Raw genomic sequence first — 17,088 nt, 5'->3', positions numbered from 1 at the left:
TTTTAAGTTAGGAGTCTGTAATGAGTAAGAACAAAGAAAAATTTGGCATTGTATTGCCAATTATTTTATTAAGTTATTTCATGATTTTATTAGATAATTCCATTATTTTTACTAGTACGGTAAAAATTGCGCAAGAGCTACATTTAAATGCTCAGACATTAGCGTGGGTAAGTAGTGCTTATACGTTAACATTTGGCGGTTTTCAGTTATTTGGTGGCCGCATTGGGGATGTTTTTGGTCGTAAGCGGGTGTTCTTGATTGGTTTGGTTTTATTCTCATTTGGTTCATTGATGGTGGGGCTATCAACCAATGCCGCCATGATTATCTCAATGAGGGCATTTCAAGGTATCGGCTCAGCCATCTTAGCACCAACTACTTTGGCACTGTTATTGGATAGCTATCAAGGCACAATGCGCACGCGAGCAATTGCGGCATACGGTGCAACTGCTGGCTTGGGTGCTAGCTTTGGTCTGATTTTGGGTGGCATCATCACCAGCGTGTTCTCATGGCGGTACGGTTTTTTCTTGAATGTACCAGTGGGAATTCTGATGTTTGTCTTGACGATATTCTTTGTACATGACAGTAAGACTGAAGGTTCACGACATCTAGACTTTGTGGGGACTCTATTGTCAGTTATCGGTTTATCCGCTTTGGTATACAGCATTGATGGCACCAGTCATCAAATTTTGGCCTTGATCGTTGCGATTGTTGCTTTGATTCTGTTTGTTTATGCGGAGAAACGCATCAAGAATCCAATTATGCCATTGAAATTATTTATGGATAGAGAACGTAGCAGTGCTTACATCGCACGTTTCTTCTTCATCGGTGCGGCATTTGCCTACTTCTTTGTGACACCACAAGCTTTGCAGCGAGTGTATGGATTTACACCATTGATGGCTGGACTAGCCTTTTTACCAGCGACATTACCACAATTCTTCAGTGCAACCCAGGTTTCTAGAGTTTCAATGAAGATTGGCAATGATCGTTTGATTCTAGTTTCTATCATATCAGGAATTATTGGTGTCCTACTTTCAGCCGTGCTTGGCCTTAGTCATGGATACTGGCTAGCAGTTGGTATTCCAATGATTTTCTTTGGTGTTGGACAAGGGCTTGGATTAAGCCCACTGACTATCGCGGGGGTTGCCAATACGGATGCTGATATTGCGGGCGCCGCTTCGGGTGTCGTCAATACAGTTCATCAATTTGGACAATCGGTTGGAATGTCAATTGTTGTCGCCATGACTAGCGGCTTCAATAATCCAGCGACAAGCTATCACTATCAATTGTTGATTATTGCTGTGATTTTTATTTTGAGCTTCATTGCATCGCTTGGAATTCAGACGAAAAAGCAATAAAAAGCATTACCATACGTCTGACGTATGCTGGCATGCTTAGCTAGTAATTTTCAGCGAGTTAAATCGACCTTATAATGAATTCATCAATTAAATAAAGAGGAGATCACATAATGGAAACAGTTAAATTAAATAATGGTGTTGAGATGCCCAAATTAGGGTTTGGTGTGTTTCAAGTGACAGATTTAGACCAATGTGAACAAGCGGTTGTTGATGCAATTGATTCTGGTTACCGCTTGATTGACACTGCGGCTGCCTATCAAAACGAAGCAGCAGTTGGACGGGCGATTAAACGGAGCGGGGTTGATCGTAAGGACCTCTTCATTACCTCTAAACTTTGGGTTTCAGATGCTAACTATGAACGTGCACAGAAGGGCATTGAGCAATCCTTAAATAATCTGGGCTTGGATTATTTGGACTTGTACTTATTGCACCAACCATATGGTGATGTTGCCGGTGCTTGGCGTGCTTTGGAAGAGGCTTATAAAGCAGGTAAGATTCGTGCTATCGGGGTCTCAAACTTCTATGGTGATCAATTGAAGAACTTGGAATTATCCAACGAGATCAAACCTGTGATCAATCAAATCGAAGTTAATCCATGGTACCAACAAAAATCAGAAGTTGACTTCGCACAAAGCGATGATATTCAAGTAGAGGCTTGGGCACCGTTTGCGGAAGGTAAGCACGAAATTTTCACTAATAAAGTTATTGCTGAAATTGCTAACAAGTATGGTAAGTCTAATGGCCAAGTGATTCTTAGATGGCTACTTCAACGAGGAATCGTTGTTATTCCTAAATCAGTTCATAAGAATCGAATGGTGGAAAATATTAATGTTTTTGATTTTGAGTTAACAAGTGATGAAATGAATGCACTGAATAGCTTGGACAAAGGTGAAAGCCAGTTCTTCAATCATCGTGATCCAAAAGTTATTGAACAGATTTTCGGATCAAGCTTGGCACAATTAAAATAATAAAGGAGTAGATAAATATGTCAGAAGCAACTTTTAAACTAAGTAATGGTGTAAAGATTCCAGAAATGGGTATTGGTACTTTTCAAATGTCAGTTGATGACGCTGAACAGGCGGTCGTTGATGCGTTGAAAGCTGGTTATCGCTTGGTGGACACGGCTAATGCTTATATGAACGAAACTGGTGTTGGACGAGGCATTAAACGTTCTGGTGTTCCTCGTTCAGACGTTTTCTTGAGCACGAAGCTTTGGCCAACGGTCTATGCAGATGATAATGCGGTTGATGATACGTTGCAACGCTTAGGAACTGACTATGTTGATTTGATGTTTTTACACCAACCAGCTGGTGACTTTCTCACTGGATACCATCAACTCGAAAAAGCTTATAAAGATGGCAAGGTCAAAGCAATTGGTATCTCAAATTTTCAAGGCGAAAAATTACAACAGTTATTGGATAATGTTGAAATTAAACCGCATGTGATTCAAGCCGAAGCACATCCATACTTTACTGAAGATGAAGTTAGAACAATTTTGAAACCGTTTGGGACAAGATTGATGGCTTGGTTCCCATTAGGGCATGGCGACAAGAGTCTGATTCAAGAACCCATTTTTGCTGAGCTGGATCGGAAGTATCATAAAACGAGTGCGCAAGTTATTTTACGCTGGCACACACAGATGGGATTCATTGTGATTCCTGGATCTACTAATCCGGACCATATTCGTGATAATCATGACATCTTTGACTTTACGCTAACTGATGAAGAAATGGCGAAAATTGCAGGTGTAAAGAAGAATATCCGGTATTACACGCCATCAGCGGAAAATGAAGAAAAGTACGCGACGATGGCACTAGATTTTAGTACTGAAAAATAGACACGGAGTATTTTATTAATGAGTAAATCAAAAGTAATCGTGATTACTGAAACTTTACACTCGCCTTGGTGTTCACACCAGGGTTTAACATGATACTTGTTCAGAACTGAGAAAGGGTTGATTAGCTTGAAAAAATGGTTAGTTGGTATCGTGATTGCAATAGTGGCTTTAGTTGCAGGCGTTTACTTGTGGTCTGCTCAAAACGGTCGACAGCAGCACTCAGCAAGCCGCGCCAATACGGCATCTAGCAAGTCGACGACGGAATCGAGCAAACAGCATAAGATGTTAGTCGTTTATTATTCTAATTCGGGAACTACCGAATCAGCTGCAGAAACAATTCAAAAGAAGACGGGTGCAGACATTATCAAACTACGAATGAGTCCTGATTATCCAAGCGACTATTCAAAATTAACGGTGGTTGCCAAACGGCAGATTGATCGTAATCAGCATCCAAAGATTCTAAATAACATTGATTTTTCCAAATATTCGACGGTCTTCTTAGGTTTCCCGACCTGGTACCATCGACCACCAATGTTTATTAACACTTTCTTTGAGAAGTATGACTTAAAAGGAAAAACAGTTGTGCCATTCACAACAAGTATGAGTAGTTCAATTGCCGTTAGTCGCCCGTATTTGAAAAAGATGACAGCAAATAAGCAGATTGTGCTCCAAACGGGGTTTCGAGCTAATGAAACTAGCACGATTACTAAGTATTTAAAGCAACATAACTTCACCAAGTAAACATGCATCGCGCTAGTTAATTTGTCATGAATCATGATTAAATCATGCTATTTTAAAGTTCAAGTGCTGCCAGCTTAGGGCCGCTGGAAATCATGCTAGTTGGCGTAAATCTGCAATGTTAGATGCGTCCTCGGTCGTTGAACATCAGTGAGACTGGGAGCGGATATTGAATGGATTTTGGCAGTCTAAGGGGATGACTAAAATAAAAAAAGTAGGGTTAGGATTAATTAGCATTGGCGTCTTAATACTAATTGGTATCTGGTTAGTGCTTAAGACAGAGCCCACGACTGCCTCATGGACCAACCATCAAACAGTCGTTGCGGTCAGTCGTGATCGTATCCAGAATAGTGAAAATGAAGTTGCAGAATGTGCTGATTCTAACTAATGGGTATCGTATCGGGTGTCCCTGGCATAACCAACCTATCAGGCAGTCAGTAAGTCAGTTGAATAAGCGATTTAAAGCCTAGCATGGCAACATGCTAGGCTTTTGTGGTTGTTATTCTTCAGTTGGAGGGCCAATGCTGTTGTATTTCGCTAAGCAAGGGGGCCATCTGTTTTTTTCGCGAAATTAAATAGTTGGCGTATACGACCATGCGCGCACTTTCGTCACTGATTGGTACGGAGACACGATCCTTATCCTTTTGAACCTGGTCATTAAAGAATGGGTCACTTTGCGATAGGTTAGTCGTGAAGAATGGAAAACGTGAGTATTTAGTGATTTCAGCAAAGGCATCACGGTCATCTTGATACATGAACTTTGCATCTGAGACCTTGTCTTGAATAATGGTACTCCATGGTCCAATGGCTCGCATCACAATGAAGCTCATGCCTTTTAGTTCATCAAAAGTGATGGTTGGTTGATTTGCTAAGTAAGCAAATTGATCCAAGTTGACTTGCAGCTGTTCTTCACCAATGTATTGAGATTCAACCTCATCTGTGAAAATCTCCTGATCAGAAAAAATTACAGCGTAGCGGTTATTATCGAGTGCATCAGTAATTTGCTGATTTGAGATGATATCCGACTCAATTTGGATGCGACTATTAAGCTGAGCCTGTAGTTGGTTAAGCAGGATCAATGGCCCGGGAACAGTTGCTGCGATGGCAGTTATGTGCTGACTTTGATCATAGTTCTGTACCTTTTTAATCATCGCCGCATTCAATTTCAACAGTTTGGCTGCTTCTTTCGCTGCAAGAACACCTGTTGGCGTAAGTTGAATACTATTAGACTGACGATCAAATAACTGAACGCCAAACTCATCTTCCAGTTTTTGCATTCCACGAGTGACGGAAGGCTGGGTCACATGTAACTGTGTGGCAGTTTTGGTTAGCGTCCCAGTTTGCGCGAAGACACTCAGTTCGGCTAACAAATAAGTTTCAATCATATGAATCACTCCCAAGCATACGTTATTCGTATAGTAGCATGTTTATCTGGTAATTTTCAAACATTCAATCTCGCCTTATGATTGTTGTATTCAATCAAAGAGGTGTGAAATAAGATGGTCATGACAGAAACAGTCCAACTCAATAATGGTATTGAAATGCCAAAAGTTGGTTTCGGGGTTTTTCAAATTGTGGATGAACAACAATGTGAGCAAGTAGTGACACAGGCGTTGCATGCAGGTTATCTTTCGATTGATACTGCAACCGCTTATCAGAATGAAAGTGCAGTAGGACGTGCAATTAAAAATAGTGGAATTCAACGTGAAAAAATCTTTGTTACTTCTAAATTGTGGGTGGCGGATGCATCATACGAACGTGCTAAAGCTGGAATCCAAAATTCACTTCAGCGTTTGGGACTAGATTATTTGGACTTGTATTTATTACACCAACCTTATGGTGACGTTGTCGGTGCTTGGCGAGCGTTAGAGGAAGCTTATCAAGCCGGAACGATTCGGGCGATTGGTGTATCGAACTTTCATGCGGACCAACTTAAAAATCTAGAATTGACGACGACAATCAAGCCAGCAATCAATCAGATTGAGGTCAATCCCTGGTATCAACAACAAGCAGCAGTTGACTTTGCACGTGCTGAAGGAATCCAAGTTGAAGCGTGGGCACCCTTTGCGGAAGGCAAGCACGATATTTTTGACAATCCGGTACTAGTTGCCATCGGTCAGCAATACGGGAAGACCGCTAGCCAAGTTATTTTACGTTGGCTCTTACAACGTGACATTGTGGTGATTCCGAAGACAATTCATGAAGAGCGGATGATTGAGAATTTAAATGTTTGTGATTTTAAACTAACTGATACGGATATGCAGCGAATTGCCAGTCTTGATCAGCATCGAAGCCAATTCTTTGATCATCGTGATCCGCTAACAATTGACCAAATTTTTGGGACTAGTATTCAGAAAAGTCGCTCGTAAGGTTAAGGACGAATAGTTAACAAAATAAATTGATAAAGTGAAATTAATGGAGGAATTGCTAATGAATATTGTTTGGATGTTATTGCCCGCGATTGCGTGGGGGGTGTTACCGCTCATTGTGAGTCAATTAGGCGGGCGACCGATTAATCAAATTTTTGGTACGGCCACTGGGACATTAATTGCTAGTATCGTCGTACAATTAATCGTTCACCCAGCCATCAACGTGACCTCATTTATTATGGCAATGATTGCAGGTGCCTTTTGGATTATTGGTCAGTTGGGACAATATACGGGTTACGCCAATGTGGGAGTTTCTAAGACGATGCCAATCTCGACTGGGTTGCAGTTAGTTGGGACATCGCTAGTCGGGGTCTTCTTATTTGGTGAATGGGGAACAACATTCGCCAAGCTTGTTGGTGGCTTAGGCGTTTTATTACTGGTAGTTGGGGTCATCATGACGTCAATTCAAGATCGCCAAGAAGCGGCTGGTGGTAATCAGCGCCGGACAATTGTGATGCTGATTGTGACGACCATCGGATTTATTGTTTTTAATGCGATTCCGAAGGCGTTATCTGCATCTGGCATTGCAATCTTTTTACCAGAATCAGTGGGAATGATGATGGCTGTTGTCGTTTATATGTTAGTAAGTAGTCAAGGTCGAATTGTGGCAGAACGGGCCAGTTGGTTGAACATTATTGGTGGACTAGTTTTCTCAGTAGCTTCACTGACGTACATTGTTTCAGTTAGCCAGAATGGGGTCAATACGGCCTTTGTTGTTTCGCAGTTGTCCGTTGTGTTGTCAACACTAGGTGGCATGGCATTTTTACACGAACATAAATCCAGACGAGAGCTCGCATTAACTTTGAGTGGATTAGTCTTGATCGTGATTGGTGCGGTGGTTACGACTTTAATTTAAGCACTTGCTGCAATACAACAGGCTCAGGTGAGTGTGGGATGAATCAGGCAGAAGGTGGATATCGCGTGCTATACGTTAAACGAATGCTAGCATGTTTATCAAGTAATTTTCAAAGTGACTTTTTGGCATTAGTATATAGACATTCAATCGGGAGCGCTCCTCAGTAGTGCTTCGAAAACAAACAGTGATTGTTAAGGAGTGAAGTAAATATGTATGAAGATTTAAACGGTAAAGTGGCAGTTATTACGGGTGGTTCTAAAGGGATTGGTTCGGCTATCGCCAAAAGATTTGGTGAAGAAAAAATGAAAGTAGTCATCAATTATAACAGTGACCCAGCCGGTGCACAAAAAGCAGCTGATGCTGTGAAAACAGCCGGTGGAGACGCTGTAATCGTCCAAGCTAATATTGCGAGTGAAGCTGGTGTGGATGCATTACTGGCCGCGGCTATTGATAATTTTGGTGACTTGGATGTTTGGGTCAACAATGCTGGTATGGAAATTAAGTCACCAACTCATGAAGTCTCATTGGATGATTGGAACAAAGTTACAGCCATTGATCAAACGGGTGTGTTCCTCGGCTCACGAACGGCACTTGCGTACTTTAAAGCGCATCATAAACCAGGCAATATTATCAATATGTCATCTGTGCACGAACGGATTCCTTGGCCAACTTTCGCCAGTTATGCAGCAGCTAAAGGGAGTGTTAAACTCTTTACGCAAACCATTGCAATGGAATATGCACAGGACAATATTCGAGTAAATGCCATCGGCCCAGGTGCAATCAATACACCAATTAATGCCGAAAAGTTCGCCGATCCAGAGCAGTATGACCAAACCGTTAACATGGTACCGATGAACCGAATTGGGACACCAGAAGAGGTTGCGGCCGGTGCGGCTTGGTTGGCTTCCAATGAATCAAGCTACGTTACGGGGATTACTTTATTTATTGATGGTGGTATGACACTTTATCCTGCATTTAAGGATGGTCAAGGGTAATCAATAGTGAGTCCAACCGTCAATAATTTTGAACTATGCAATTTAAACACAGCTTACCAATCGTATTTAGATAACGGGACTAGTTACTAAGTTATCTTAACTTAAGGAGAATTTATCAATGAAAACAATTAAACTAAACAATGGTGTTGAAGTGCCGGTACTAGGATTTGGAACATTCCAAATCACTGATCCTGAAGAAGCTGAAGATGCAGTGCGCAATGCGATTCAAGCTGGTTATCGGCATATTGATACGGCACAAAGTTATGGAAATGAAGGAGCCGTGGGTCGTGGTATTGCCACTTCAGGTGTCGACCGCAAGGAACTATTTGTGACGACTAAGATTTGGGTCGAAAACACGAGTTATAAAGGTGTCATGAGCTCGTTTCAACGTTCACTTGATCGGTTAGGGTTAGACTACATGGATCTATTGTTGTTGCATCAACCATATAATGACACCTTTGGGGCTTGGCGTGCATTAGAAGAATTGCAAAAGCAAGGTAAAGTTCGTGCGATTGGCGTGTCCAACTTTAGTGTTGAACAGGCGGTGAACCTAGCTGAATTTAATGATGTCACACCACAAGTTAATCAAATCGAAATCAATCCATTCCAACAACAAACTGAAAACATCCAGGCTTTACGTGATGAAGGTATTTCTTTAGAAGCTTGGGCCCCATTCGCAGAAGGTAAGCATGATATTTTCAGTAATCCAGTATTAACCAAGATTGGGGATAAGTACGGCAAATCAGTCGCACAGGTTATTTTACGGTGGCTGGTTGAACAAGATATTGTTGTCTTAGCTAAGTCAGTCAAGCCGGAACGAATGCGTCAAAATTTAGACATCTTTGATTTTGAATTGTCAGACGACGACAAAGCGCAGATTGCGACCCTGAATGACGGTGAAAGCCAATTCTTCTCACATGCGGACCCTAAAATGATTAAATGGATGGCTGGCCGCCGTTTGGAAGTATAGGGCTTAATCAACGGATTGAGAGTTAAAACAAATCGATACAACATACCAAGCCAGTAACGGCGGCGCTGATTGGTGAGTTGACTTGCGTGTGTTAAGTGCACAGCAATGTCACGGTGTAACTAAAATAGCCTTATAAAAAACGAGTTATTCAGGAGAAATGCTGAATAACTCGTTTTTTAACACGCTGATGCTAGCGAGATTTGTTAGTGGATGATAAGAAGACCAACCGGACTAGTGAATACCAGTTTTAATAGTTGCACATGAGGACACGACCACCTCCGTCGTGTCCTTTATGTGTTGTGTATAGCAGCTATGCGCCAGCCAGCACGACTTTCTACTCAAATTCACACCAAACTAGTCACAAAGACCCGTTTGTCCGCCCCCGCTTTTATGCTAAAATAGTTGAATAATCTAAAAAACTAACGGAGAATTCACCATGAAATCTATCACCTTATACTTAGTCGTTGCGGGGGCAACGTACTTTAATCAACTTGACCGGTTCCAGGGTTGGAGTGGCACACCGCTAACTGTCGCTGGCGTCCAAGCGAGTGCGGCCGTTGGACAGCAGCTCGCCGATACACCATTTGAGGCGGCCTTTGCGAGTGATACCAGTCGGGCTGTTCAGACGGCGCAACTGATTTTAAATGCGCAGCCGCAAGCGGTTAAGTTACAGACATTGTCGACATTACGTGCGCCATTTTATGGTGGATTTGAAGGCACAGAACGGGCAGCTGTGTGGTCTGGTTTTGCGACCAAACTAGGCTATCCGAGTGTGCCGGACTTTGCCGCCGACCAAACGCCGAGTGAATTGCAGACACTGCTGCACGATCATGATGCGGATGGTTTGGCAGAAAGTGGGACTGAATTTTGGACCCGCTATCAAGGGGGCTTACAAGAAGTCGTGGCAGCGACGCGTGACCAGGGGACAGCGCTACTGGTCGTGGATTCCGCAACGATGCGGATGATTCGCTACCTCGCAACGGGCAATATGGCGACCCGTGAAGAAATTGCGCCGAGTGCAGTTGCCGTGGTGACTTATACAGGGGATAAGTTTACATTGCAAGCCAGCCACTAAGTTGTCCACTGTGGATAACGCGTGACTTGCGATTTACGGGAAAATGCGCTAGGGTGAAAATTGAGTTTAAAATAATTAACTAGGAGTTTTTCGGATGCAAGTTAATATTATTACAAGTTTGGTTGCAGGACAGGAAACAGCCAAAGCGGCGAACGTTCAGGCGTTCATGGATGCATTGTCAGAACAATTAGGGAAGGACTTCACGGTAACGCTCGACACGGATTATGGTCAGAGCTTGACGGACCATCGTGCGGACGTCTACTTAGTCTATTTTGGGTCGCAAGCCAACTTATCCCCAGAACAACGTTCACAAATGATCATCTTCTATTCTGACGAGGATGTGGATAACTTAAACACGGGACGTTTTGTGGATATGTTGCAGCAACTTAACAAGCAAGCTTAATCACAAGTGAGGAAGTGGCACGATGCAACTATTGATTTTAGGGGTCGTGGCGATTGTCGTATTTATCTTAGAAGAATATGTCTTTACAGCCAGTCGCCATTTTTGGGTCGGCGGGATTGCGCCAGTTTTGTGGACTATTTTGCTGGCTTATTTGGTGTTGGTCAACGCGATGGACTTGACGGTGCGCGAGTATGCACTGGCAATCATTGCGGTCATTATTCCGTATGTCTGCTGGGGTAATGGCTATCAGCGGCATCAACAACGCCGCCGCTCATGAGCATTCGGCCGATTGCTGCCTCACAGGTTCCAAGGGCGCTATTATTGGCGGCAGACCCCTCATGGGACCAGATTAGGACGTACTTATCGACAGCAACTTGTTATGGCTATCAACAGGATGGCCAGATTATTGGCGCCATTCTGTTAACAGACGAGCGGCCAGGAATTCGTGAAATCAAATCGATAGCGGTCGCCCCAACCTATCAACATCAGGGGATCGCTAAGGCACTGTTAAACGCGGCAATCGCTGTTTGTCGACAAGATCCGACTTGTCGTGAACTGCAAATTGGCACCGGTAATTCGTCACTACGGCAGCTAGCGATTTATCAACGTGCCGGCTTTGAACTAGTCGATATTTGGGTCGACTACTTTGTGGATAACTATCCAGCACCAATCTATGAGAATGGTATCCAGTGCAAAAGTATGGTGCGTTTGTGCCAATCAATGATTGAGGAGGTGACAACCCATGTGGAAAGCGAGTAATTTGTTAATTAGCTGGTTTTACGGTGCAATTGCCGTCTTTATGTTGATGTTTTTCACCGCGCGCCAAGAAGTCAATCACATCGTGTTGGAATTCAATCCGTTGGTGATTTATAGCATTATTTGCGCGTTGGTCCTATTTCCAATCGTGAAATATCGCTGGCCGCGTGTGTTTCAAGTCTGGCGCAAAACGCCCAAAGAACCTGAATCGACGCGCCCGGACGATGACCAGATCATACAGGATTCTGGCCGGCCATGGTCAGTTGCCGCCAAGCGCACTAAGCCGAAACCGGTACCGACTGCACTAACGCCGCAAGTTGAGGCGAAGAGTGACTTTATGGATGGGTTCATCAACTTCTTCAAAAATATCGTGATGGCGCTGATTTTAGTGCCGTTGAGCCCTTTTATTTGTGGGTATTTTTGGTTGCACGACCGGCGTGCTAAGAATCAATCTTAGGCAGACTGCTTCGGTTATGAACAAGTGGGGGATAAGTCGGAAAACAATTCGAAAGTTATCCCCTGTGGACAAATTAAAACTAATGGTGGTCGTAAGTATGTGTATAACGCTTACGGCTTTTTTGGTGCCATGATAATTTTGTGGCGATACATGAATGATGTGTGTTTGGAAATAATCGAGAACAAAAAACAAGCCGCAATTGGCGACTTGTTTGTCATATCCTTGAAACTAAGGTTGATAATTATTGATGTATTGCTTGCGGTTTTGCCAAGGCCAGGCTTTGACGATCCCAATCACTTTTGATTGCGGCACGAAGCCCCAACTACGACCGTCATTAGAGACGCTGCGGTGATCACCTAGCACGAAATAAGAACCCTTAGGCACGCGATTATTAGTCACCTTGACCTGCCAAGCGGGTTGATCGTGACTCAGGCTGTTTAATGTCCAGCCGGTGAATTGGCTGTGAGAATTTGCCATGTATGAGCCGGTCGTTAATTGATACCGGCTTGGCTGATAGGATTGTTTGACCAGCTTGTTATTCACGTAAAGCTTACCAGCATGTGTATAACGGACGGTGTCACCGCCAACTGCGACGACGCGCTTGACATACACGGCATTCCGGTCCTTTTCGGTGGCGTCAACGCCGTATGCATGAAAGACGATGACACTGCCACGCTTGACCTTGCTTGTCTTGACAGCGACCACGTGTTCATTATTCTGCAGGTTAGGCTGCATTGAATCGCCGTCGACCTTGACCATTGTGAACCAGAATTGACGAATCAGTAATGCGATGACCAGCCCGATGATGATTGGAATCAACCAGCTTAAGTAGCGGGTTACTTTGGTTATCATAAATAACTTCCTAACATTCTAAGATACTTCTAATATAACAAAAAACAAGCCGCAATTGGCGACTTGTTTGTCATATCCTTGAAACTAAGGTTGATAATTATTAATATACTGCTTGCGGTTTTGCCAAGGCCAGGCTTTGACGACCCCAATCATCTTGCTCTTAGGCACGAGCCCCCAGTAACGACTATCGTTGGAGACGCTACGGTGGTCACCCATGACAAAGTAGTAACCCTTAGGAACCTTGTTGTTGGTGATCGATTTAGCCCACCCTTGGTCATGGCTCAGACTGTTGAGCGTCCAGCCAGTGAATTGACTGTGACTATTCGACATGAACGAACCGGTCGTCTGTTGATAATTGTTCTTTAAATAAGTCTGCTTGACGAGTTTGTTGTTGACGTATAACTTACCAGAACTGGTATAGCGCACTGTGTCGCCGGGCATCCCAATCACCCGCTTGACGTAGACGGCTTTCTTATCAGTCTGGTTCGGGTCGAGTCCATAAGCATCAAAGACCACGACGGAACCAGCCTTAATCTTACTCGTCTTAAAGGCAACAACGCGTTCGTTATTTTGCAAGTTAGGCTGCATCGAAGTCCCATCGACTTTGACCATCGTGAACCAGAACTGACGAATCAGTAGGGCGATGATCAGCCCAATGGCAATCGGCACCACCCAACTCATGATATTTTTAAATGTTTTCAATGATTAAAACTCCCTTAATGGTGTGTATACCCTTTATTATAAACGATATTGAAAATTTAGCAGTATAAAAAAGCTTTAAAAGTTATCTCAACTGCTTAAAATGGGCGCTGCTGCTTTCAAAATTGGACAATCAGGGGTGATGACTCGTGCTATGATAGGCTGTGGATAATCATACTGAAGCGATAAGGGAGCGGGACAAGTGAAATCACAAAAAGAACGGATGTTGGCGGGCGAATTCTATGTTGCTAACGATGCTGAATTGAGCCGTGAGAATCATCGGGCCAAACGACTGGTGCGGGAATTCAACCAAACCACGGAAGAACAGCCGGAAGAACGGCAACGATTATTGACGGCCATGTTTCACAAAATCGGGGCTGGCGGCTACATTGAACCGCCGTTTCATACCGATTACGGCACGAATACAACGATTGGTCAGCATTTTTACGCCAATTATGACGCGATTTTCGTTGATGTTAATCGCATCACGATTGGGGACAACGTCTTTATGGGGCCACGCGTTGGGCTGTATACGGCCGGTCATCCGATCGATGCGGCGATTCGTGCGGAAGAATTGGAATACGGCTGGCCGATTACAATCGGTAATGACGTTTGGATTGGGGGTAACGTGGTCATCAATCCGGGCGTCACTATTGGAAGTAACGTCGTGATTGGTTCCGGTTCGGTGGTCACACATGATATTCCAGATAACGTGGTGGCAGTCGGCAATCCGTGCCACGTTTTACGCGAAATTACCGCCGCTGACCACGACTATTGGGCCAAACAGCGCGCGGCTTACTTTGCGGACCGTGACGATGAAAACTAGTCGATAGGTAAAGTTAAACGGGCTAATTCAGGGCGAAAGACGACTGGATTAGCCCGTTTTTAATGCTTGAAGTGGTCGAAAAATGATGACCATTATTGTTTATTGGTAGGGTTTAAACGCTCCCAATAAGCTTGCGGATTATCAATTGCCGGATCGTTGGCTAAAAGCTGCATGTCAATCAATTTATCACGGGCAACGGCATATGCAAGTGAATCTTTATTAGCACTGACCGCGGTGAGCAGCGTGGTGAGTTGCTCCTGAGAGATAACGGCCACTGTACGCTGATTTGAGCGGGTAACTAACACAGTGTGATTTTTATCGGTCACTTGGTCAAGATAGGCTTTCAAATGGCTGCGAAAGTCAGTTTGTGTCGTGGTAATTGGCATGGTGCACGCCTCCTTATTAATCATTGGTTAGTATCGCTGTTGTCGAATATTGAATGTAAATCGGTACGACGTCGCTGGTTTGATGTCTTTGAGTAGACATCGAGATTTGGCTAATCTGAATTATGTCCCGGTGAACCTAAACTGGTTGCACGTCTCGGGCCCAATTCTAGTAGTTACGTTGAATTCTAGCCCTAATGTCCGAATGTGTGAAATGATAACACCCGGTTACCTCACTCCCGCTAAACCAATAGACAGAACCCCGCAACAGCCGTAAAATATAACTTAATCAATCAATCAGAAAGAGGCGGCAAGACCAATGCTAAAGGATGACCAAATTGTGTGGGCGATTCATCAGATGGAAGACGAAATTGGACCAGTGGGCCGGTCGCTGGATTCAAGGACGCCATTTCAGTATTTGATTTCAGTGATTTTGAGCGCACAGGCGACTGATGTTTCCGTAAATAAGGTGACGCCGGTGCTATTCGAGAAGTATCCGGAGCCAAAAGACTTGATGATGGCGGACCTCGCTGATGTTGAGGCCATCATTAAATCGGTTGGGTTGTTCCACAATAAGGCCCGCAATATTATTAAAACGGCCCGGATCGTGCATGAAGACTTGAATGACGTCGTGCCGACTGACCGGAAAGGGATCATGGCGCTCCCGGGGGCTGGACGTAAAACCGCCAACGTGGTCCTCAGCGACGTCTTTGAGCAGCCAACCTTTGCCGTCGACACGCACGTTTCAGCAATCTCCAAGCGCCTACACTTTGTGGACCAAGCCGCCACGCCATTGCAGGTTGAGCAAAAAATCGTCAGCGTCATGGCACCGGAAGAATTACATCAAGCGCACCACACCATGATTGAGTTTGGACGTAAATATTCGATGAAGTTGACGCCGGATAAAGAAGTTTGTCAGTTGATTATCGACTGTGACCAGTTGAATGAGGAAAATGAGGCCATCGTTTAATCACCGGATAGCTGCCAAGTTCGCTGAGCTTCATAGCAAGCGTTGCGGCAGTTTAGTGAAAATGACATAAGCCAACCAAGTCAGATGAGCATTAACCCTTGCTTGTCAGACTTGGTTGGCTTTATTTTGAATCAATATCCGTTTTGGGAGAGGGACAGGTGTTGTCCGTGGTAGTGGGAGTCGGTGTAGAACGGACCTACAACTGCGGGCTGACACTAATTCGTCTTGTTTCTGGCGATTGTTGCCTTTAACACTATCCCAGTAAACGCTAAGTCAACGGTGTTTGCGCTGTTCACGTTTCCGGTCGGCATCATGTTTTTCAATCCGCCGGAAAAATAGGCTATTGAGAAAATAGGTAAAGCCTGCCATGAAGATGATCAACATTAGGACCGTCGCAACGGCTTCTGCAATCATGAAATGCCTCCTTTGTCGTGGCCCGGTATGGGCTCGTGTCGGTGATTGGAATCGTTGTTGTTATTGTACGGGTAACCGCGGGGTGATGCAAGTTACGGTTGAAAACTTGCGCGGAAATCGCAAAAGTACGGTATCATAAAACGTAAAGGTTACGTTGATTTGGATAAGCTAAACGGGCGGCAGTCGAGAGCTGAATTGAAAGCGTCCCCAGAAGCGCGTGACCAATCTAGGAAAAATGCGAAGACTAGCAACGAATGCAATCTAATCGGTACGTCCAGCAACGTCAAACAACCTTGACCTAACCAGCATTGCAGGTCAATCAATAGGATAGTGGCAAGCAATTACATATAGATGGAGGAATTTTAATGGCATATATTGATGTACGACAGATGAGCCGGATGTTTTTGACTGGCACGCAGGAGACCCACGCGAATACTGACATTTCGTTTAAAGTGGAACAGGGTTCAGTGGTCGTTATTCTTGGCCCAAGTGGGGCTGGTAAATCGACCCTGCTGAATATTTTAGGTGGGATGGATAGTCCGTCGGAAGGCGAGGTATTGATTGATGGTGTGGATATTGCAAAAATGAATGCTCGTCAGTTGACGACTTATCGCCGGCAGTCAGTCGGGTTCGTCTTTCAATTCTACAACTTAGTCCCTAATCTGACGGCTCGCGAAAATGTCGAATTGGCGTCACAAATTACGAAGAATGCGCGCGATGTGGATGAAACGTTGGCACTGGTTGGCCTGACGAAGCGGGCGGACAACTTCCCCGCACAATTATCAGGTGGGGAACAGCAGCGAGTCGCGATTGCGCGGGCTGTCGCAAAAAATCCAAAGTTACTACTCTGTGATGAACCCACGGGGGCCTTGGACTATAAGACCGGGAAGCAAGTCTTGCAAGTCATCCAAAATGCAGCCAAGGAGACGGAAACGACGGTTATTATCGTCACGCATAACAGCGCCATTGCTAAGATGGGTGACCAAGTGATTCGAATTAATGATGCGCACGTCCAATCAATTGAGCATAACGCGCACCCGACACCGCTTGCCGAGATTGAATGGTAGGTGAGG

General features: G+C 44.3%; 22 protein-coding genes. 17 read left to right on the top strand and 5 right to left on the bottom strand.

Annotation, left to right across the window (positions count from 1 at the left end; all coding sequences use genetic code 11):
* Nucleotides 1-20: 20 nt before the first annotated feature.
* The 5 genes from MZO40_RS14420 to MZO40_RS14400 all read left to right on the top strand — a co-directional run bounded on the left by MZO40_RS14420 (nucleotide 21) and on the right by MZO40_RS14400 (nucleotide 4,318).
* Entirely contained in the window at nucleotides 21-1,355 is a 1,335-nt protein-coding gene (locus MZO40_RS14420; protein WP_105961606.1) for an MFS transporter, read from the top strand.
* A 110-nt stretch (nucleotides 1,356-1,465) separates the two neighbouring features.
* On the top strand, nucleotides 1,466-2,323 hold the full coding sequence (locus tag MZO40_RS14415; protein ID WP_101872968.1) for an aldo/keto reductase: 858 nt from the start codon (nucleotides 1,466-1,468) through the stop codon (nucleotides 2,321-2,323).
* A gap of 17 nt (nucleotides 2,324-2,340) precedes the next feature.
* Nucleotides 2,341-3,192, top strand: coding sequence for an aldo/keto reductase (locus MZO40_RS14410; RefSeq protein ID WP_252133369.1), 852 nt, complete (start codon nucleotides 2,341-2,343; stop codon nucleotides 3,190-3,192).
* A 126-nt stretch (nucleotides 3,193-3,318) separates the two neighbouring features.
* Nucleotides 3,319-3,933 (top strand): flavodoxin, encoded by a 615-nt coding sequence (locus MZO40_RS14405; RefSeq protein WP_105961608.1) that lies wholly within the window; start codon nucleotides 3,319-3,321, stop codon nucleotides 3,931-3,933.
* Between the two features lie 193 nt (nucleotides 3,934-4,126).
* Nucleotides 4,127-4,318 carry a hypothetical protein gene (locus tag MZO40_RS14400; RefSeq protein WP_101874288.1) on the top strand — a complete coding sequence of 64 codons (192 nt, stop codon included), beginning with the start codon at nucleotides 4,127-4,129 and terminating at the stop codon, nucleotides 4,316-4,318.
* A 118-nt stretch (nucleotides 4,319-4,436) separates the two neighbouring features.
* Here MZO40_RS14400 and MZO40_RS14395 read toward each other — a convergent pair whose 3' ends face one another.
* Nucleotides 4,437-5,315: a LysR family transcriptional regulator gene (locus MZO40_RS14395; protein ID WP_101872971.1), complete on the bottom strand. Its 879-nt coding sequence runs from the start codon at nucleotides 5,313-5,315 to the stop codon at nucleotides 4,437-4,439.
* Nucleotides 5,316-5,429: 114 nt separating this feature from the next.
* On the opposite strand from MZO40_RS14395, the gene MZO40_RS14390 reads away from it, so the two are divergent.
* From MZO40_RS14390 to MZO40_RS14350, 9 genes are all read left to right on the top strand, one after another.
* Complete coding sequence (locus tag MZO40_RS14390) at nucleotides 5,430-6,299, top strand: aldo/keto reductase (protein WP_105961609.1); 870 nt, start codon at nucleotides 5,430-5,432, stop codon at nucleotides 6,297-6,299.
* Nucleotides 6,300-6,360: 61 nt separating this feature from the next.
* The gene (locus MZO40_RS14385; RefSeq protein WP_252133368.1) at nucleotides 6,361-7,215 is read left to right on the top strand and encodes a GRP family sugar transporter; all 855 of its coding nucleotides are present in this window, start codon (nucleotides 6,361-6,363) and stop codon (nucleotides 7,213-7,215) included.
* Nucleotides 7,216-7,424: 209 nt separating this feature from the next.
* Nucleotides 7,425-8,210: a glucose-1-dehydrogenase gene (locus MZO40_RS14380; protein ID WP_122217811.1), complete on the top strand. Its 786-nt coding sequence runs from the start codon at nucleotides 7,425-7,427 to the stop codon at nucleotides 8,208-8,210.
* A gap of 118 nt (nucleotides 8,211-8,328) precedes the next feature.
* A complete protein-coding gene (locus tag MZO40_RS14375; protein WP_122217810.1) occupies nucleotides 8,329-9,180 on the top strand; it encodes an aldo/keto reductase in 852 nt (283 codons plus the stop codon).
* Between the two features lie 436 nt (nucleotides 9,181-9,616).
* Complete coding sequence (locus MZO40_RS14370; protein WP_105961613.1) at nucleotides 9,617-10,255, top strand: histidine phosphatase family protein; 639 nt, start codon at nucleotides 9,617-9,619, stop codon at nucleotides 10,253-10,255.
* A 94-nt stretch (nucleotides 10,256-10,349) separates the two neighbouring features.
* On the top strand, nucleotides 10,350-10,658 hold the full coding sequence (locus MZO40_RS14365) for a hypothetical protein (protein WP_252133367.1): 309 nt from the start codon (nucleotides 10,350-10,352) through the stop codon (nucleotides 10,656-10,658).
* Nucleotides 10,659-10,680: 22 nt separating this feature from the next.
* On the top strand, nucleotides 10,681-10,935 hold the full coding sequence (locus MZO40_RS14360; RefSeq protein ID WP_088770823.1) for a hypothetical protein: 255 nt from the start codon (nucleotides 10,681-10,683) through the stop codon (nucleotides 10,933-10,935).
* Entirely contained in the window at nucleotides 10,932-11,417 is a 486-nt protein-coding gene (locus tag MZO40_RS14355) for a GNAT family N-acetyltransferase (RefSeq protein WP_105961614.1), read from the top strand. The genes MZO40_RS14360 and MZO40_RS14355 overlap by 4 nt, the downstream gene beginning before the upstream one ends.
* Nucleotides 11,401-11,871 carry a hypothetical protein gene (locus tag MZO40_RS14350; RefSeq protein ID WP_105961615.1) on the top strand — a complete coding sequence of 157 codons (471 nt, stop codon included), beginning with the start codon at nucleotides 11,401-11,403 and terminating at the stop codon, nucleotides 11,869-11,871. Before MZO40_RS14355 ends, MZO40_RS14350 begins: the two co-directional genes overlap by 17 nt.
* A 228-nt stretch (nucleotides 11,872-12,099) precedes the next feature.
* Here the strand turns inward: MZO40_RS14350 and lepB (MZO40_RS14345) are convergent, their stop codons facing one another.
* The gene (gene lepB, locus MZO40_RS14345; protein WP_105961616.1) at nucleotides 12,100-12,723 is read right to left on the bottom strand and encodes a signal peptidase I; all 624 of its coding nucleotides are present in this window, start codon (nucleotides 12,721-12,723) and stop codon (nucleotides 12,100-12,102) included.
* Nucleotides 12,724-12,807: 84 nt separating this feature from the next.
* On the bottom strand, nucleotides 12,808-13,425 hold the full coding sequence (gene lepB / locus MZO40_RS14340) for a signal peptidase I (RefSeq protein WP_003639557.1): 618 nt from the start codon (nucleotides 13,423-13,425) through the stop codon (nucleotides 12,808-12,810).
* Between the two features lie 199 nt (nucleotides 13,426-13,624).
* On the opposite strand from lepB (MZO40_RS14340), the gene MZO40_RS14335 reads away from it, so the two are divergent.
* Nucleotides 13,625-14,248, top strand: a complete 624-nt coding sequence (locus MZO40_RS14335) for a sugar O-acetyltransferase (RefSeq protein ID WP_252133366.1) — start codon at nucleotides 13,625-13,627, stop codon at nucleotides 14,246-14,248.
* Nucleotides 14,249-14,340: 92 nt separating this feature from the next.
* Here the strand turns inward: MZO40_RS14335 and MZO40_RS14330 are convergent, their stop codons facing one another.
* Nucleotides 14,341-14,634, bottom strand: a complete 294-nt coding sequence (locus MZO40_RS14330; RefSeq protein ID WP_105961617.1) for a type II toxin-antitoxin system Phd/YefM family antitoxin — start codon at nucleotides 14,632-14,634, stop codon at nucleotides 14,341-14,343.
* A 316-nt stretch (nucleotides 14,635-14,950) separates the two neighbouring features.
* Between MZO40_RS14330 and nth the strand changes: the two genes are divergently transcribed.
* Complete coding sequence (nth, locus tag MZO40_RS14325) at nucleotides 14,951-15,601, top strand: endonuclease III (RefSeq protein WP_050340301.1); 651 nt, start codon at nucleotides 14,951-14,953, stop codon at nucleotides 15,599-15,601.
* A 273-nt stretch (nucleotides 15,602-15,874) separates the two neighbouring features.
* On the opposite strand, the gene MZO40_RS14320 is transcribed toward nth, so the two are convergent.
* Complete coding sequence (locus MZO40_RS14320; protein ID WP_162937037.1) at nucleotides 15,875-16,015, bottom strand: hypothetical protein; 141 nt, start codon at nucleotides 16,013-16,015, stop codon at nucleotides 15,875-15,877.
* A gap of 365 nt (nucleotides 16,016-16,380) precedes the next feature.
* On the opposite strand from MZO40_RS14320, the gene MZO40_RS14315 reads away from it, so the two are divergent.
* On the top strand, nucleotides 16,381-17,082 hold the full coding sequence (locus tag MZO40_RS14315) for an ABC transporter ATP-binding protein (protein WP_105921811.1): 702 nt from the start codon (nucleotides 16,381-16,383) through the stop codon (nucleotides 17,080-17,082).
* Nucleotides 17,083-17,088: the final 6 nt, after the last annotated feature.

The organism is Lactiplantibacillus sp. B652 (assembly GCF_023806745.1).
Classification (GTDB): domain Bacteria; phylum Bacillota; class Bacilli; order Lactobacillales; family Lactobacillaceae; genus Lactiplantibacillus; species Lactiplantibacillus pentosus.
This window is presented reverse-complemented; position numbering and strand designations above follow the sequence as displayed.

Bases quoted from the DNA above. Each gene is read 5' to 3' on its own strand.
- MZO40_RS14420 (WP_105961606.1), top strand. From the start codon at position 21: ATGAGTAAGAACAAAGAAAAATTTGGCATTGTATTGCCAATTATTTTA.
- MZO40_RS14415 (WP_101872968.1), top strand. From the start codon at position 1,466: ATGGAAACAGTTAAATTAAATAATGGTGTTGAGATGCCCAAATTAGGG.
- MZO40_RS14410 (WP_252133369.1), top strand. From the start codon at position 2,341: ATGTCAGAAGCAACTTTTAAACTAAGTAATGGTGTAAAGATTCCAGAA.
- MZO40_RS14400 (WP_101874288.1), top strand. From the start codon at position 4,127: ATGACTAAAATAAAAAAAGTAGGGTTAGGATTAATTAGCATTGGCGTC.
- MZO40_RS14395 (WP_101872971.1), bottom strand. From the start codon at position 5,315: ATGATTGAAACTTATTTGTTAGCCGAACTGAGTGTCTTCGCGCAAACT.
- MZO40_RS14390 (WP_105961609.1), top strand. From the start codon at position 5,430: ATGGTCATGACAGAAACAGTCCAACTCAATAATGGTATTGAAATGCCA.
- MZO40_RS14385 (WP_252133368.1), top strand. From the start codon at position 6,361: ATGAATATTGTTTGGATGTTATTGCCCGCGATTGCGTGGGGGGTGTTA.
- MZO40_RS14380 (WP_122217811.1), top strand. From the start codon at position 7,425: ATGTATGAAGATTTAAACGGTAAAGTGGCAGTTATTACGGGTGGTTCT.
- MZO40_RS14375 (WP_122217810.1), top strand. From the start codon at position 8,329: ATGAAAACAATTAAACTAAACAATGGTGTTGAAGTGCCGGTACTAGGA.
- MZO40_RS14370 (WP_105961613.1), top strand. From the start codon at position 9,617: ATGAAATCTATCACCTTATACTTAGTCGTTGCGGGGGCAACGTACTTT.
- MZO40_RS14365 (WP_252133367.1), top strand. From the start codon at position 10,350: ATGCAAGTTAATATTATTACAAGTTTGGTTGCAGGACAGGAAACAGCC.
- MZO40_RS14360 (WP_088770823.1), top strand. From the start codon at position 10,681: ATGCAACTATTGATTTTAGGGGTCGTGGCGATTGTCGTATTTATCTTA.
- MZO40_RS14355 (WP_105961614.1), top strand. From the start codon at position 10,932: ATGAGCATTCGGCCGATTGCTGCCTCACAGGTTCCAAGGGCGCTATTA.
- MZO40_RS14350 (WP_105961615.1), top strand. From the start codon at position 11,401: ATGTGGAAAGCGAGTAATTTGTTAATTAGCTGGTTTTACGGTGCAATT.
- lepB (WP_105961616.1), bottom strand. From the start codon at position 12,723: ATGATAACCAAAGTAACCCGCTACTTAAGCTGGTTGATTCCAATCATC.
- MZO40_RS14330 (WP_105961617.1), bottom strand. From the start codon at position 14,634: ATGCCAATTACCACGACACAAACTGACTTTCGCAGCCATTTGAAAGCC.
- nth (WP_050340301.1), top strand. From the start codon at position 14,951: ATGCTAAAGGATGACCAAATTGTGTGGGCGATTCATCAGATGGAAGAC.
- MZO40_RS14320 (WP_162937037.1), bottom strand. From the start codon at position 16,015: ATGATTGCAGAAGCCGTTGCGACGGTCCTAATGTTGATCATCTTCATG.
- MZO40_RS14315 (WP_105921811.1), top strand. From the start codon at position 16,381: ATGGCATATATTGATGTACGACAGATGAGCCGGATGTTTTTGACTGGC.